This window comes from Streptomyces sp. NPDC060000 (genome assembly GCF_042737375.1).
Classification (GTDB): Bacteria; Actinomycetota; Actinomycetes; order Streptomycetales; family Streptomycetaceae; genus Streptomyces.
Window position 1 is genome coordinate 13512 of sequence record NZ_JBHWUU010000041.1, and the last position, 14120, is coordinate 27631.

General features: G+C 71.3%; 15 protein-coding genes and 1 riboswitch. Of the genes, 8 read left to right on the forward strand and 7 right to left on the reverse strand.

Translation table 11 applies throughout. The features are described from left to right. The gene (locus ACFWBB_RS21855) at positions 1 to 369 is read right to left on the reverse strand and encodes a hypothetical protein (protein ID WP_385274878.1); all 369 of its coding nucleotides are present in this window, start codon (positions 367 to 369) and stop codon (positions 1 to 3) included. A gap of 52 nt (positions 370 to 421) precedes the next feature. Continuing rightward, positions 422 to 533, forward strand: a riboswitch (TPP riboswitch). Between ACFWBB_RS21855 and thiO the strand changes: the two genes are divergently transcribed. From thiO to ACFWBB_RS21880, 5 genes are all read left to right on the forward strand, one after another. Further along, positions 531 to 1697, forward strand: a complete 1167-nt coding sequence (gene thiO / locus ACFWBB_RS21860; protein ID WP_385274881.1) for a glycine oxidase ThiO — start codon at positions 531 to 533, stop codon at positions 1695 to 1697. (Overlaps the previous riboswitch by 3 nt.) Positions 1698 to 1705: 8 nt before the next feature. Then, a complete protein-coding gene (thiS, locus tag ACFWBB_RS21865) occupies positions 1706 to 1918 on the forward strand; it encodes a sulfur carrier protein ThiS (protein ID WP_385274884.1) in 213 nt (70 codons plus the stop codon). An 8-nt stretch (positions 1919 to 1926) separates the two neighbouring features. Continuing rightward, positions 1927 to 2721: a thiazole synthase gene (locus ACFWBB_RS21870; RefSeq protein WP_385274887.1), complete on the forward strand. Its 795-nt coding sequence runs from the start codon at positions 1927 to 1929 to the stop codon at positions 2719 to 2721. Between the two features lie 137 nt (positions 2722 to 2858). After that, positions 2859 to 4835, forward strand: a complete 1977-nt coding sequence (pknB, locus tag ACFWBB_RS21875) for a Stk1 family PASTA domain-containing Ser/Thr kinase (RefSeq protein WP_385274891.1) — start codon at positions 2859 to 2861, stop codon at positions 4833 to 4835. Positions 4836 to 4869: 34 nt separating this feature from the next. Next, positions 4870 to 5748, forward strand: coding sequence for a deoxyribonuclease IV (locus ACFWBB_RS21880; RefSeq protein WP_385274894.1), 879 nt, complete (start codon positions 4870 to 4872; stop codon positions 5746 to 5748). A 16-nt stretch (positions 5749 to 5764) separates the two neighbouring features. On the opposite strand, the gene ACFWBB_RS21885 is transcribed toward ACFWBB_RS21880, so the two are convergent. Then, the gene (locus tag ACFWBB_RS21885) at positions 5765 to 6397 is read right to left on the reverse strand and encodes a sulfite oxidase-like oxidoreductase (RefSeq protein ID WP_385274897.1); all 633 of its coding nucleotides are present in this window, start codon (positions 6395 to 6397) and stop codon (positions 5765 to 5767) included. 198 nt (positions 6398 to 6595) lie between these two features. On the opposite strand from ACFWBB_RS21885, the gene bfr reads away from it, so the two are divergent. Then, positions 6596 to 7075 carry a bacterioferritin gene (bfr, locus tag ACFWBB_RS21890; protein ID WP_385274900.1) on the forward strand — a complete coding sequence of 160 codons (480 nt, stop codon included), beginning with the start codon at positions 6596 to 6598 and terminating at the stop codon, positions 7073 to 7075. A gap of 29 nt (positions 7076 to 7104) precedes the next feature. Here the strand turns inward: bfr and ACFWBB_RS21895 are convergent, their stop codons facing one another. Further along, a complete protein-coding gene (locus tag ACFWBB_RS21895; protein WP_385274903.1) occupies positions 7105 to 7338 on the reverse strand; it encodes a bacterioferritin-associated ferredoxin in 234 nt (77 codons plus the stop codon). A 123-nt stretch (positions 7339 to 7461) separates the two neighbouring features. Beyond that, the gene (locus ACFWBB_RS21900; RefSeq protein WP_385274906.1) at positions 7462 to 8814 is read right to left on the reverse strand and encodes a class II 3-deoxy-7-phosphoheptulonate synthase; all 1353 of its coding nucleotides are present in this window, start codon (positions 8812 to 8814) and stop codon (positions 7462 to 7464) included. A 96-nt stretch (positions 8815 to 8910) separates the two neighbouring features. Between ACFWBB_RS21900 and ACFWBB_RS21905 the strand changes: the two genes are divergently transcribed. Further along, entirely contained in the window at positions 8911 to 8967 is a 57-nt protein-coding gene (locus ACFWBB_RS21905; protein ID WP_385275053.1) for a trp operon leader peptide, read from the forward strand. 131 nt (positions 8968 to 9098) lie between these two features. After that, a complete protein-coding gene (locus tag ACFWBB_RS21910; RefSeq protein WP_385274909.1) occupies positions 9099 to 10991 on the forward strand; it encodes an anthranilate synthase family protein in 1893 nt (630 codons plus the stop codon). A gap of 7 nt (positions 10992 to 10998) precedes the next feature. Here ACFWBB_RS21910 and ACFWBB_RS21915 read toward each other — a convergent pair whose 3' ends face one another. From ACFWBB_RS21915 to macS, 3 genes are all read right to left on the reverse strand, one after another. After that, positions 10999 to 12027 carry a 6-phosphofructokinase gene (locus ACFWBB_RS21915; protein ID WP_385274911.1) on the reverse strand — a complete coding sequence of 343 codons (1029 nt, stop codon included), beginning with the start codon at positions 12025 to 12027 and terminating at the stop codon, positions 10999 to 11001. 126 nt (positions 12028 to 12153) lie between these two features. Beyond that, entirely contained in the window at positions 12154 to 12834 is a 681-nt protein-coding gene (locus ACFWBB_RS21920; protein ID WP_385274914.1) for a response regulator, read from the reverse strand. Then, positions 12831 to 14066, reverse strand: a complete 1236-nt coding sequence (gene macS, locus ACFWBB_RS21925) for a MacS family sensor histidine kinase (RefSeq protein ID WP_385274917.1) — start codon at positions 14064 to 14066, stop codon at positions 12831 to 12833. Before macS ends, ACFWBB_RS21920 begins: the two co-directional genes overlap by 4 nt. Positions 14067 to 14120: the final 54 nt, after the last annotated feature.

Consider the following 14120-nt stretch of genomic DNA (forward strand, 5'->3'; position numbering starts at 1 on the left):
TCAGCCGTCGTGCGCCGTGACCTGCTCCACAACGCTGGTGCCGCTGCCCTCCTGCGACTCCCACGCCCAGGCCTCCTCGAGCCGTACCCGTCCGTCCGCGAGCTCCACGACCGTCGACACACAGTGCCCCGAGGACGTCGTCCCGTCGTGCTTGAGCTGTACGTACCGGAAGTCGAGGCGGTCCCCCTCCCGGGTACCCACAAGATGCCCGCGTACGACGTCACCGCCCGTGTACTCCGCCCAGATCTCGCCGCCGCGCTCGTGGTACGTGAAGCGGGTGCGGGTGCCGACCTGGCCCGGCGCCTGGTCGGCGACGGGGGCGAGGACGAGGCCGTCGAGCGAGACGGGCCTGGGCATGGGTATGGGCATGGGCAAAGGCTCCCTTACCGAGGTGCGCGGCGTCCGGCTAGGGTGGCCAACGTAGAGCACTCGCGGGAGTCCGGACGCACCGGGCTGAGAGGGAGGCTGGCGGCCTCCGACCGTACGAACCTGATCCGGGTCATGCCGGCGAAGGGAGGGGCTGGACGCCCATGTCGTCTCCGCGTACGTCAGACGTCCTCGTCATCGGGGGCGGGATCATCGGCCTGGTCACGGCCTGGCGGGCCGCGCAGCGCGGCTTCGCCACGGCGGTGGCCGACCCGGCGCCGGGCGGCGGGGCAGCCCAGGTGGCGGCCGGGATGCTGGCCGCCGTCACGGAACTGCACCACGGCGAGCAGGGTCTGCTCGGCCTCAATCTGGCCTCCGCCCGCCGCTATCCGGACTTCGCGGCCGAGCTGACGGAGCTGACCGGACACGGCCTCGGCTACCGGCGCTGCGGCACGCTCGCGGTCGCGCTGGACTCCGACGACCGCGCCCATCTGCGCGAACTGCACGCCCTGCAGCAGCAGTCGGGACTGGAGTCGGAGTGGCTGTCCGGTCGGGAGTGCCGGCGCCTCGAGCCGCTGCTCGCGCCAGGGGTGCGCGGCGGTCTGCGGGTGGACGGCGACCACCAGATCGACCCGCGGCGGCTGACCGGGGCGCTGGTGGCCGCGTGCGAGCGGGCCGGGGTGGTCTTCCACCGTGTGTGGGCCGAACGCCTGTCCGTGGTGGGCGAGCGGGCCGCGGGGGTCGTCACACGGGACGGTACGGCGCTGGAGGCGGGGCAGGTGGTGCTCGCCGGTGGCAGCCTGAGCGGGCGGCTCGCGGGGGTGCCGCGGGACGTGCTGCCTCCCGTACGGCCGGTGAAGGGCCAGGTGCTGCGGCTGACCGTGCCACCGCGCTACGCGCCCTTCCTGAGCCGGACCGTGCGGGCCGTGGTGCGCGGCAGCCAGGTCTACCTGGTCCCCAGGGAGAACGGCGAGCTGGTGGTGGGCGCGACCAGCGAGGAGCTGGGCTGGGACACCACGGTGACGGCGGGGGGCGTGTACGAGCTGCTGCGCGACGCCCATGAGCTGATCCCGGGCATCACCGAGCTGCCCCTCACGGAGACGCGCGCGGGGCTGCGGCCCGGGTCCCCGGACAACGCGCCGCTGCTCGGGCCGACGGCGCTGCCGGGGTTGCTGCTGGCCACCGGTCACTACCGCAACGGCGTGCTGCTGACGCCGGTGACGGGTGACGCGATGGCGCATGTCCTGGCCACCGGGGAACTCCCGGACGAGGCCCGTCCCTTCACGCCCCGGCGCTTCGGCGCCGCCGTACTCTCGGAGCAGTCCGCATGAACGTCCGCATGAACGCCCGCTTGCACGTCTCGGTGAACGGGGAGCGGCGGGAGTTCCCTCCCGGTACGGCTCTCGACAGCGTCGTACGGTCCCTGACGGCGGCGCCCTCCGGGGTGGCCGCCGCGCTCAACGAAACCGTCGTCCCGCGCGCGCAGTGGCCGTCGACGGCTCTGCGCGACGGTGACCGGGTGGAAGTCCTCACCGCGGTCCAGGGAGGCTGAGCCAAGTCATGGCCGACGACACCTTCCTCCTCGCGGGCATGTCCTTCTCGTCCCGTCTGATCATGGGTACGGGGGGTGCGCCCAGCCTGGACGTGCTGGAGCGGGCCCTGGTGGCGTCCGGCACCGAACTGACGACGGTCGCCATGCGGCGGGTGGACCCCTCGGTGCACGGTTCCGTGCTGTCGGTGCTGGAGCGGCTCGGTATCCGGGTACTGCCGAACACGGCGGGGTGTTTCACCGCCGGGGAGGCCGTGCTGACGGCGCGGCTGGCCCGGGAGGCGCTGGGCACCGCTCTGGTCAAGCTGGAGGTCGTCGCCGACGAGCGCACGCTGCTGCCGGACCCGATCGAGCTGCTGGACGCGGCGGAGACGCTGGTGGACGACGGATTCACGGTGCTCCCGTACACCAACGACGATCCGGTGCTGGCCAGGAAACTGGAGGACGTGGGGTGCGCGGCGGTGATGCCGCTGGGCTCTCCGATCGGCTCCGGCCTGGGGATCCGCAACCCGCACAACTTCCGGCTGATCGTCGAGCACGCGCGTGTGCCGGTGATCCTGGACGCGGGGGCCGGTACGGCGTCGGATGTGGCGCTGGCCATGGAGCTGGGGTGCGCGGGAGTGATGCTGGCGTCGGCGGTCACGCGGGCGCGCGATCCCGAGCGGATGGCGTCGGCCATGCGGGCCGGCGTCGAGGCGGGAAGACTGGCCCGGCTGGCCGGCCGGATCCCGCCCCGGTACTTCGCCGAGGCGTCCTCTCCCGTGGAGGGCCGGGCGGTGCTGGACCCCGAGCGCCCCGCTTTCTGACCCCCGTGCGGCTACCGTCCGGTCTTCGGAGACGGGCGTCGCCCGGCCGGTGGGTTGCGTCACAGGTCGGCTCCAGTAGCGCTGCGATCGCGGTGGAACCGGCGGAGGTGTCAGCGGCGGCTCGTACACTCACCTGCGTGGACACGACCCTTCAGGACCCTCTGGTCGGGCAGCTGCTCGACGGCCGGTATCGCGTAGAGGCGCGGATCGCGGTCGGCGGGATGGCCACGGTCTACCGGGCCGTGGACACCCGCCTGGACCGCGTGCTCGCGCTCAAGGTGATGCACCCGGCGCTCGCCGCCGACGGGGCGTTCGTCGAGCGGTTCATCCGGGAGGCGAAGTCGGTCGCCCGGCTCGCCCACCCGAATGTCGTCCAGGTGTTCGACCAGGGCGCCGACGGGTCGTACGTCTATCTGGCCATGGAGTACATCGCCGGATGCACGCTGCGCGATGTGCTCCGCGAGCGCGGGGCGCTTCAGCCGCGCGCCGCGCTCGACATCCTGGAGCCCGTGCTGGCCGCGCTCGGCGCCGCGCACCGGGCCGGGTTCGTGCACCGGGACATGAAGCCCGAGAACGTGCTGATAGGCGATGACGGGCGGGTCAAGGTCGCTGATTTCGGACTGGTGCGGTCCGTCGACACGGTGACCAGCACCACGGGTGCCGTGCTCGGCACCGTCGCCTATCTCGCCCCCGAGCAGATCGAGCAGCCAGGTGCCGCCGACCCCCGCGTCGACGTGTACGCGTGCGGGGTGGTCCTCCACGAGATGCTCACGGGTGAGAAACCCCACGACGGGGACTCCCCCGCGATCGTGCTCTACAAGCACCTGCACGAGGACGTCCCGCCGCCGTCGGCCCTGGTGCCCGGGTTGCCGTTCGCACTGGACGAGCTCGTCGCGTCGGCCACCGTCCGCGATCCCGAGGCACGGGCGTACGACGCCGTCGCGCTGCTCGGACAGACGCTGGAGGCGCGCGCCGCGCTCAGCGAGGAGCAGCTGGACGCGCTGCCTCCGCAGGCCGTCTCCGCCGCGCACCACAACGCCGAGGACCGGACGAGTGTGATCCCGCGCTCGCTCACCTCCCCCGCGCTCGGCTTCGCTCGCGCGGGGGGACCCCCATCGCGGCCGCTGCCCGTCGACGAGGACGACCCCGACGGCGCCGAGGACCCGCTCAACCGCACCTCGCGGTTCCAGAGCCCGCCGCCCCTGCCGCCCCGGCGCCGTTCCGTACGGCCCCGGCGCGGCGTGCTCGCGCTCGTCACGGTCGTCCTGCTGGTGCTCGGTGTGGGCGCCGGGGTCTGGTACATCAACTCCGGCCAGTTCACCAAGGTCCCGGCGGTGCTGACGCAGAAGGAGGCGCAGGCCAAAACGCGGCTCGAGGCCGCCGGGCTCAAGGTCGGCAAGGTCGAGCACGAGCACAGCGACACGGTGAGACGCGGCACCGTCATGGACACCGACCCCGAGCCGGGCGCCCGGATCCGCAAGCACGACTCCGTGACGCTCACCGTCTCCGACGGCCCGGAGATCGTGAAGGTGCCGGATGTGAAGGGCTCCCGGCTGGACAAGGCCGAAGAGCTGCTGAAGGCGGACGGTCTGGAGCCGGGGCTGGTCGACAAGGCGTTCAGCGAGGACGTCATCAAGGGCTTCGTGATCAGCACCGACCCGGCGGCGGGCACGAAGCGCCGGGCGGGCACCGCGGTCTCGATCGTGGTCAGCAAGGGCAGCCCGGTCGACGTCCCGGACGTCACCGGCGAGGACCCGGCCGATGCCAGGGCCGAGCTCGAGGAGGCCGGCCTGAAGGTGAAGATCGCCCCCGGACAGATCAACTCCGAGTTCGACAAGGGCCAGGTCGCGGCACAGACCCCGGCGGCGGACAGCGAGGCCGCCGACGGCGACACGGTGACGCTGACGCTGTCCAAGGGTCCGCAGATGGTCGAGGTCCCGGACGTGGTCGGCGCGAGCGTCGACGACGCCAAATCGCTCCTGGAGCAGTCCGGGTTCGAGGTCAAGGAGGACCGGGGGCTGCTCGGGCTGTTCGGCGACACCGTGAAGAAGCAGTCCGTGGAGGGCGGCGAGTCGGCGCCCAAGGGGTCGACGATCACGATCACCATCCGGTGACCGGAGGGGTCCGGGGGCATGACACCCTGAACGGGTGAGTTCCGGATCCCCCTTCCCCTCCCGCAACCCCATCGGCGGTCATGTCCCCGTGGCCGGCGGTCTGCACGACGTGGGCATGTCCTACGCGCACGACCTCGGGGCCGAGACGGTCCAGGTGTTCGTCGCCAATCCGCGTGGCTGGGCCACTCCGGTCGGCAATCCGCGGCAGGACGAGGCCTTCCGGGAGGCGTGCGCGGCACGGTCGGTCCCGGCGTACGTGCACGCGCCGTACCTGATCAACTTCGGCTCGCACACCGAGGCGACGGCCGAGAGGTCGGTGGAGTCGATGCGGCACTCGCTGCGTCGCGGGCGGGAGATCGGCGCGCTCGGGGTGGTCGTGCACACGGGGAGCGCGACGGGCGGCCGGGACCGGTCCGTGGCGCTGAAGCAGGTGCGTGAGTACCTGCTTCCGCTGCTGGACGAGCTGACCCACGACGACGACCCGTTCCTGCTGCTCGAGTCCACCGCCGGGCAGGGCTCCTCGCTCTGCTCCCGGACCTGGGACTTCGGGCCGTACTTCGAGGCGCTGGACGCCCATCCCAAGCTGGGCGTCTGCCTCGACACCTGTCACATCTTCGCGGCCGGGCACGATCTGACCGGCCCGGCCGGGATGCACCGGACCCTCGACCTGCTGGTGGACACGGTCGGCGAGGGCCGGCTGAAGCTCGTCCACGCCAACGACTCCAAGGACGTGTCCGGCGCCCACAAGGACCGGCACGAGAACATCGGCGCCGGCCACATCGGCGAGGACCCGTTCCGGGAGCTGATGACGCACCCGGCCACCGCGGGCGTACCGCTGATCATCGAGACGCCCGGCGGTAAAGAGGGACACGCGGCGGACGTGGAGCGGCTGAAGAAACTCCGGGACTGCTGACGCCGTACCGCGGACGTCAGAGTTCCGGCCCGTCCCCCGGGCCCTCCTGGTACGAGTAGCGCTGTTCCTTCCAGGGGTCGCCGAGGTTGTGGTACCCGCGCTCCTCCCAGAAGCCGCGGCGGTCGGCGGTCATGTACTCGACGCCGCGGACCCACTTCGGGCCCTTCCAGGCGTAGAGGTGCGGAACGACCAGCCGCAGCGGGAAGCCGTGTTCGGCGGTGAGCAGCTCGCCGTCCTTGTGGGTGGCGAAGATCGTGCGCTCGGAGGCGAAGTCGGACAGGCGCAGGTTCGAGCTGAACCCGTACTCGGCCCACACCATCACATGGGTGACGTTCGGGGCGGGCGGTGCGCTCCGCAGGATCGTGCGGGCCGGGACCCCGCCCCACTCGGCGCCGAGCATGCTGAACTTCGTCACACAGTGCAGATCGGCCACGACGGACGCGTACGGGAGGGCGGTGAACTCGTCGTGGTTCCAGCAGCGCTTCTCACCGTCGGCGGTGGCGCCGAAGACCCGGAACTCCCAGCGTTCGGGCCGGAACCTGGGGACCGGACCGTAGTGCGTGACCGGCCAGCCCCGCTGGAGTCGCTGTCCCGGCGGAAGCTCGGACACTGCTTCTTCCCCAGATTCGCGCTCCACCGGATGCCCCATGTCTCCATCCTGACAGACCCTGGACGGTGCACATGACCAGCCATGACCGGGCATATCCCGAATCGGGCAACTGCTACCAAGCATGCACTAACTTACTAAGTACGCACTTACTGGACGATCTTCGACGCCGATGCAATCATGCGGCGGCAACCTCCCCGATTCCCCACCCCGATCCCCCACGTGGAAGGAGCCTCTGCGATGCAGGGCGACCCCGAGGTCATCGAGTTCCTCAACGAGCAGCTCACCGGCGAGCTCACCGCGATCAACCAGTACTTCCTCCACGCCAAGATGCAGGAGAACTTCGGCTGGACGAAGCTCGCCAAGTACACGCGGCACGAGTCGTTCGACGAGATGAAGCACGCCGAGGTGCTCACCGACCGGATCCTGTTCCTGGAGGGGCTGCCGAACTACCAGCGGCTGTTCCACGTGCGCGTCGGACAGACGGTCAAGGAGATGTTCGAGGCCGACCGGCAGGTCGAGGTCGAGGCGATCGACCGGCTGAAGCGCGGGATCAAGGTGATGCGCGAGAAGGGTGACGTCACGTCCGCGAACATCTTCGAGTCGATCCTCGCGGACGAGGAGCACCACATCGACTACCTCGACACACAGCTGGACCTGGTGGAGAAGCTCGGCGAGCCGCTGTATCTCGCACAGCTGATCGAGCAGCCGGAGAGCTGACACCCGGCAGGAACCGGGCGCGGTCGGGCTCAGGCGGCTTCTTCGAGCACCTCGGTGTCGGCCGCCACCAGCCTGCCCTGGTCGGCGCGGTCGCGCCGGGGAAGGGTGCCCCGGCCGAGGATCGCCTGGATGCGACGGACGCACGAGCCGCAGTCCGTGCCCGCCTTGCAGGCGGAGGCTATCTGGCGGGGTGTGCAGGCGCCGCTCTCCGCGTGCTGCTGGACCTGCGCCTCGGTCACACCGAAGCAGCTGCAGACGAACACGCGGATCCACCTCCCGCCGAGATCAATAAGGCTAACCTAACCTTACCCGGCACTCGGTGACGACAAAAGTGGAGTGGGGCGCGGATCGTATGTGATCCGCGCCCCACTTCATGACCTACGTCTCTACTGGTCCCGGTACATCTCCGCGACCAGGAAGGCCAGGTCCAGGGACTGGCTCCGGTTCAGGCGGGGGTCGCAGGCCGTCTCGTAGCGCTGGTGGAGGTCGTCGACGAAGATCTCGTCACCGCCGCCCACGCACTCGGTGACATCGTCGCCGGTCAGCTCCACATGGATGCCGCCCGGGTGCGTGCCGAGGCCCTTGTGGACCTCGAAGAAGCCCTTGACCTCGTCGAGCACGTCGTCGAACCGGCGGGTCTTGTGACCCGAGGCCGCCTCGTAGGTGTTGCCGTGCATCGGGTCGGTGATCCAGGCGACGGTCGCGCCCGAGGCGCTGACCTTCTCGACCAGCTCGGGCAGCTTGTCGCGGACCTTGTCGGCGCCCATGCGGACGATGAAGGTCAGCCGGCCCGGCTCGCGGTCCGGGTCGAGGCGCTCGATGTACTTCAGCGCCTCCTCGGCCGTGGTCGTCGGGCCGAGCTTGATGCCGATCGGGTTGCGGATCTTCGAGGCGAACTCGATGTGCGCGTGGTCCAGCTGCCGGGTGCGCTCACCGATCCACACCATGTGCGCCGAGACGTCGTACAGCCGCCCGGTGCGGGAGTCGACCCTGGTCAGGGCGGACTCGTAGTCGAGCAGCAGCGCCTCGTGCGAGGAGAAGAACTCGACCGTCTTGAACTCTTCCGGGTCGGTCCCGCAGGCGTGCATGAAGTTCAGCGCCTGGTCGATCTCACGCGCGAGCTGCTCGTAGCGCTGGCCGGACGGGGACGACTTCACGAAGTCCTGGTTCCAGGCGTGCACCTGGCGCAGGTCGGCGTAGCCGCCGGTGGTGAAGGCGCGCACCAGGTTGAGCGTCGAGGCGGAGGCGTTGTACATCCGCTTCAGCCGCTCGGGGTCCGGGATGCGGGACTTCTCGTCGAAGTCGAAGCCGTTGACCGAGTCGCCGCGGTACGTCGGCAGGGTCACGCCGTCGCGGGTCTCGGTGCCCTTGGAGCGCGGCTTGGAGTACTGGCCGGCGATCCGGCCGACCTTGACGACCGGCACGGAGGCCGCGTACGTCAGCACGGCGCCCATCTGGAGCAGCGTCTTGAGCTTGTTGCGGATGTGATCTGCGGACACGCCGTCGAAGGCCTCGGCGCAGTCGCCGCCCTGGAGCAGGAACGCCTCTCCCTTGGCGACGGCCGCCATCCGGGCGCGCAGCTGGTCGCACTCGCCCGCGAAGACGAGCGGCGGATACGACTCGAGGTCCGCGATCACTGCGCGCAGAGCCTCGGGGTCGGGGTACTCGGGCTGCTGCGCCGCGGGCAGGTCTCGCCAGGTGTTGCCAGCGCTCGCGCTGGTCTTAGCGTTCACGGTCACGCCCTCAACATTACGGGGTCGTGTCGAGTCGTTTTCGCCCGGCTCGACAGGTGAGACGCCCTCCCGCTCAGGTGCGCGTGGGATAGGGTGCGTCGCATGTTCGCGCTTTCGACCCAGAACTGGTGGTGGACCGCTCCCCAGGCGGCCCACTGAACTGCGCGTACGCAGGACTTCGCGAAGGCCGCCCCGAGGGGCGGCCTTCGGCGTGTCCGGGGCCGTTCCTCACCGATATCGACGTCTGTCGGCATCGCCATCGAGATCGAGATCGACGGAAGAGGAACCCCATGGACCTGGCACGGCTGCTCCACGACGACCGCCCGTTCGCCCTGCTGCGCCGCCGCACCCCCGGCCATGACGCGGACACGGTGGAGGTGCTGGTCGGCCCGGTCGGTACGTACGACCGGCTCGCCGACCTTCCCGAGGAGGGCCTGGCGCTCGTGCCCTTCCGGCAGATCCGCGAGCGCGGCTTCGACGTCCGCGACGACGGCACCCCGCTGGCGGCGCTGGTGCCCGAGGAGACGCACGTCCTGCCTCTGGCGGACGCCCTCGCCCAGCTCCCCGCCCACGACGTGCGCGTCGAGGACGGTGGCTTCGACGTGGCCGACGAGCGGTACGCGGAGATCGTCGGACGGGTGCTGCGGGACGAGATCGGGCGCGGCGAGGGCGCCAACTTCGTGATCCGGCGGACGTACGAGGGGCGGATCGCGGGGTTCGGCCGGGCCGACGCGCTGGCCCTGTTCCGGCGGCTGCTCGAAGGCGAGCGGGGCGCCTACTGGACGTTCGTCGTGCACACCGGGGACCGGACGCTGGTGGGCGCCAGCCCGGAGGTGCACGTGCGGATGTCCGGCGGCACGGTCGTGATGAACCCGATCAGCGGGACGTACCGGTATCCGGCGGAGGGCCCGACGCCCGAGCGGCTGCTGGACTTCCTCGCCGACGGCAAGGAGATCGAGGAGCTGTCGATGGTCGTCGACGAGGAGCTCAAGATGATGTGCACCGTCGGCGATATGGGCGGGGTGGTGATCGGACCCAGGCTGAAGGAGATGGCGCATCTCGCGCACACGGAGTACGAGCTGCGCGGCAGGTCCTCGCTGGACGTGCGGGAGGTCCTGAGGGAGACCATGTTCGCGGCGACCGTCACCGGCTCGCCCGTGCAGAACGCGTGCCGGGTCATCGAGCGGCACGAGGCCGGTGGGCGCGGGTACTACGCCGGTGCGCTGGCACTTCTGGGCAGGGACTCGGGCGGCGCGCAGACCCTCGACTCCCCCATTCTCATCCGCACGGCCGACATCGACGCGGCCGGGCGGCTGCGGGTGCCGGTCGGCGCCACGCTCGTACGGGGGTCGGATCCGGCCGGTGAGGTGGCGGAGACGCACGCGAAGGCGGCGGGTGTGCTGGCCGCGCTCGGTGTACGGCCGGGCAGGTCCCGCACGGAGGGCACGCGGCCCCGGCTGGCCGACGATCCCCGGGTGCGGGCGGCGCTGGACGGGCGGCGGGCCTCGCTGGCGCCGTTCTGGCTGCGGATGCAGGAGCCGAAGCGGGAGCTGACCGGGCACGCGCTGGTCGTCGACGGCGAGGACACCTTCACCGCGATGCTCGCGCATGTGCTGCGGTCGATCGGTCTGGAGGTGAGCGTGCGGCGGTACGACGAGCCCGGGCTGACGGCGGCGGTGCTCGCGCACGAGGGGCCTGTCGTACTGGGCCCGGGCCCCGGTGACCCGTCCGATCCGACCGATCCGAAGATGCGGTCGCTGCGGGAGCTGACAGCGCGGGTGATCAGGGAGCACCGGCACGGCGTCCTCGGGGTCTGCCTCGGGCACGAGCTGATCGCGGCGGAGCTGGGGCTGGACGTCGTACGCAAGGAGGTGCCGTACCAGGGGGCGCAGACGACGGTGGACCTGTTCGGGCGGCGGGAGACCGTGGGGTTCTACAACAGCTTCGTGGCGCGGTGCGACGACGAGGCGCTGCGGGAGCTGGCCGCGCACGGGGTGGAGGTGAGCCGGGCCGCGAACGGCGAGGTGCACGCGCTGCGCGGGCCCGGTCGTGCCGAAGGCGCGCCCATGAACGCGGTCGCCGGGGTCCAGTTCCATCCGGAGTCGGTGCTGACGCTGAACGGGCCTTTTGTGGTGCGTGAGTTGATGGGCCGGGTGAGCGCCGAGCCACGGCCGGCCCGTTAGCGGTCCGTCAGCCGAAGAACACTCCGACCTCCGTGTACAGCGCGGGATCCACCGTCTTCAGTTTCGCGGTGGCCTCGGCGATCGGTACGCGGACGATGTCCGTGCCGCGCAGGGCGACCATGGTGCCGTAGTCGCCCTCGTGGACGGCGTCGATGGCGTGCAGGCCGAAGCGGGTGGCGAGCCAGCGGTCGAAGGCGCTCGGTGTGCCGCCGCGCTGGACGTGCCCGAGGACCGTCGTACGGGCCTCCTTCCCTGTCCGGCGCTCGATCTCCTTGGCGAGCCACTCGCCGACGCCGGACAGCCGGACGTGGCCGAAGGAGTCCAGCGACCCGTCCTTCAGCACCACGTCACCGTCCCTGGGCATGGCGCCCTCGGCGACGACCACGATCGGGGCGTACGACGCCCGGAAGCGGGAGGTGACCCAGGCACAGACCTGCTCGATGTCGAAGCGCTGCTCGGGGATGAGGATGACGTTGGCGCCGCCGGCCAGGCCCGAGTGCAGGGCGATCCACCCGGCGTGACGGCCCATCACCTCGACGACCAGGACCCGCATATGGGACTCGGCGGTGGTGTGCAGCCGGTCGATGGCCTCGGTCGCGATACCCACGGCGGTGTCGAAGCCGAAGGTGTAGTCGGTGGCGGACAGGTCGTTGTCTATGGTCTTCGGGACGCCGACGCACGGCACCTGGTACTCGCCGTAGAGGCGGGCGGCGACTCCGAGGGTGTCCTCGCCGCCGATGGTGACGAGGGCCCCGATCTCCTGCCGGGCAAGGGTGTCCTTGATGCGGCGGACACCGTCCTCCTCCTTGAGGGGGTTGGTCCGCGAGGAGCCGAGGATGGTGCCGCCGCGGGGCAGGATGCCGCGCACGGAGGGGATGCCGAGGCGGATCGACCTCCCTTCCAGGGGACCCCGCCAGCCGTCCCGGAATCCGACGAACTCATGGCCGTACTCCTGGACGCCCTTGCGGACGACCGCCCGGATGACGGCGTTGAGGCCGGGGCAGTCCCCGCCTCCGGTCAGTACTCCTACGCGCATGGAAGTGTCCCTTCGCCGCGGTTGGCCGACGAAGGTCACGGTAATGGTGATCCAGGTCACACAGATATGCCCCGGCGGGTGCAATTCCGGTGGATCACCGGGGAGTTGGCCGCCCCGGCCGCCGCTTCACTCGTCGTCGAGGCCGCGCTCTATCGCGTACCGGACCAGTTCCACCCTGTTGTGCAGCTGGAGCTTTCCCAGCGTGTTCTGGACGTGGTTCTGGACCGTGCGGTGGGAGATGACGAGGCGTTCGGCGATCTGCTTGTAGCTCAGCCCCTTGGCGACCAGCCGCAGCACCTCGGTCTCCCGGTCGGTCAGCCGGGGCGCGTTCGGTTCGTCGCCGCCGCCGGCCGTGGGACCGGGGTCGGAGGCCAGCCGCCGGTACTCGCCGAGGACCAGTCCGGCCAGGCCGGGAGTGAACACCGGGTCGCCGATGGCGGTACGGCGCACCGCGTCCAGCAGCTCCTCCGTGGACGCCGACTTCAGCAGGTAGCCGGTCGCGCCGGACTTCACCGCCTCCAGTACGTCGGCGTGCTCACCGCTCGCCGACAGCACCAGGACCCGCAGCGCCGGGTTCGCGGCGACGACCTCCTTGCAGACCTGGACGCCGGGCTTGGCCGGCAGGTTCAGGTCCAGCACCAGCACGTCGGGGACCGCCGCCTTGGCCCGGCGCACGGCCTGCTCGCCGTCGCCCGCGGTGGCGACCACGTCGAGACCCGCCTCGGCCAGGTCCCGGGCGACCGCGTCGCGCCACATGGGGTGGTCGTCGACCACCATGACCCTGATCGGATCCTGCTGCCTGCTCATCGCTGTTCCGCCTTCCCCCGCCGCACGTTCTTCTCCTTCTTCTCCTTCGGCACCGTCAGTTCGACCTCGGTGCCCTGTCCCGGGGTGGAGACCAGCTCGGCGCTGCCGCCGAGGTCGCGCAGCCGGCCCCGGATCGACTGGGCGACCCCGAGCCGCCCCTCGCCCTCGGCCTGTGCGAGCCGCCCCTCGGGGATGCCGGGCCCGTCGTCCCGCACGGTGACGATCACCTCGCCGGGCTCGTCCTCGACGAGGATCCAGGCCCGGGCGTCCCCTCCCGCGTGCCGGCGCACATTGTCCAGGGCGGCCCCGACCGCCGCGGCCAGCTCCTTCGCGGCGGGCCCGGGCAGCAGCACCGGGGCACCCGGCTCGGCGAGGTTGACGCGGGCGGCGGCGAAGGGGGCCAGCAGTACGCGCAGGTCGACCGGCCCGGCCTGGTCCACCGGCTCCTCCACCGCCCGCACGAAAGCACCCTCGGCCGCGTCCTGCGACACCCGGGACACGGGCACCAGGCCGCCGGCCACCAGGGTGCGCAGCGCGACCTCCTGCTCGCCGGCCATGCGGCCCAGTTCGGCCGCCTCACCGCCGAGGACCAGGCCCCGCCGCTGCACCATCGCCAGCACCTGGAGCACGCCGTCGTGGATGTCCCGGGCGAGCCGCTCCCGCTCCCGGGTCGCGGCCTCGATCTCCAGCGCGCGGGCGAGGGTGCGCTCGGAGGCGCGGGCGACCTCGACGACGTAGCCGATGGCGATGGAGGCGACCCACACGAGGATCACGTTGTGGATGGTGTCGCGGGCCGGGGTGCCGCGCTCGACCAGGTTGGCGACCGCGACCGCCGTGGACGCGAACGCCGCCCAGCGCCAGCCGCCCTTGATGGCGAACGCCAGCACCGAGCCGGCGGTCCATATCGAGGGCAGCGTCGGGCCGCCCGACTGGATGCGTGCGTGGCTGTCCGCGACGGTCGTGAGCATGATGCCGGTGAGCGCGACGGTGAGGTCGGCGGCGAGGAAGCGCTTGGTGCAGCTCGCCGCGTTCGCGACCTTGGGCAGGGTGGCCAGGGTCCAGACGAACAGGACGCAGTAGTAGACGACGGCGACCCAGGGACGGGCGAATCCGTCGTAGGCGGTGGCGAAGAACCCCACCGCGTACAGCATGGTGAGCACCCGGTAGCCGGCGAGCGCGCGCCACAGCGGCAGCTCGACCGACATCCTCATGACTCTCTCGCGCCTGGCCATCCGTCCCCCGCCCCCGGGCCCCGACTACTGACCGCCTACCGCCGACCGCCGACC

Bases quoted from the DNA above. Each gene is read 5' to 3' on its own strand.
- ACFWBB_RS21855 (WP_385274878.1), bottom strand. From the start codon at position 369: ATGCCCATACCCATGCCCAGGCCCGTCTCGCTCGACGGCCTCGTCCTC.
- ACFWBB_RS21910 (WP_385274909.1), top strand. From the start codon at position 9,099: ATGGACCTGGCACGGCTGCTCCACGACGACCGCCCGTTCGCCCTGCTG.
- ACFWBB_RS21885 (WP_385274897.1), bottom strand. From the start codon at position 6,397: ATGGGGCATCCGGTGGAGCGCGAATCTGGGGAAGAAGCAGTGTCCGAG.
- ACFWBB_RS21915 (WP_385274911.1), bottom strand. From the start codon at position 12,027: ATGCGCGTAGGAGTACTGACCGGAGGCGGGGACTGCCCCGGCCTCAAC.
- macS (WP_385274917.1), bottom strand. From the start codon at position 14,066: ATGGCCAGGCGCGAGAGAGTCATGAGGATGTCGGTCGAGCTGCCGCTG.
- bfr (WP_385274900.1), top strand. From the start codon at position 6,596: ATGCAGGGCGACCCCGAGGTCATCGAGTTCCTCAACGAGCAGCTCACC.
- ACFWBB_RS21870 (WP_385274887.1), top strand. From the start codon at position 1,927: ATGGCCGACGACACCTTCCTCCTCGCGGGCATGTCCTTCTCGTCCCGT.
- ACFWBB_RS21920 (WP_385274914.1), bottom strand. From the start codon at position 12,834: ATGAGCAGGCAGCAGGATCCGATCAGGGTCATGGTGGTCGACGACCAC.
- thiS (WP_385274884.1), top strand. From the start codon at position 1,706: ATGAACGCCCGCTTGCACGTCTCGGTGAACGGGGAGCGGCGGGAGTTC.
- thiO (WP_385274881.1), top strand. From the start codon at position 531: ATGTCGTCTCCGCGTACGTCAGACGTCCTCGTCATCGGGGGCGGGATC.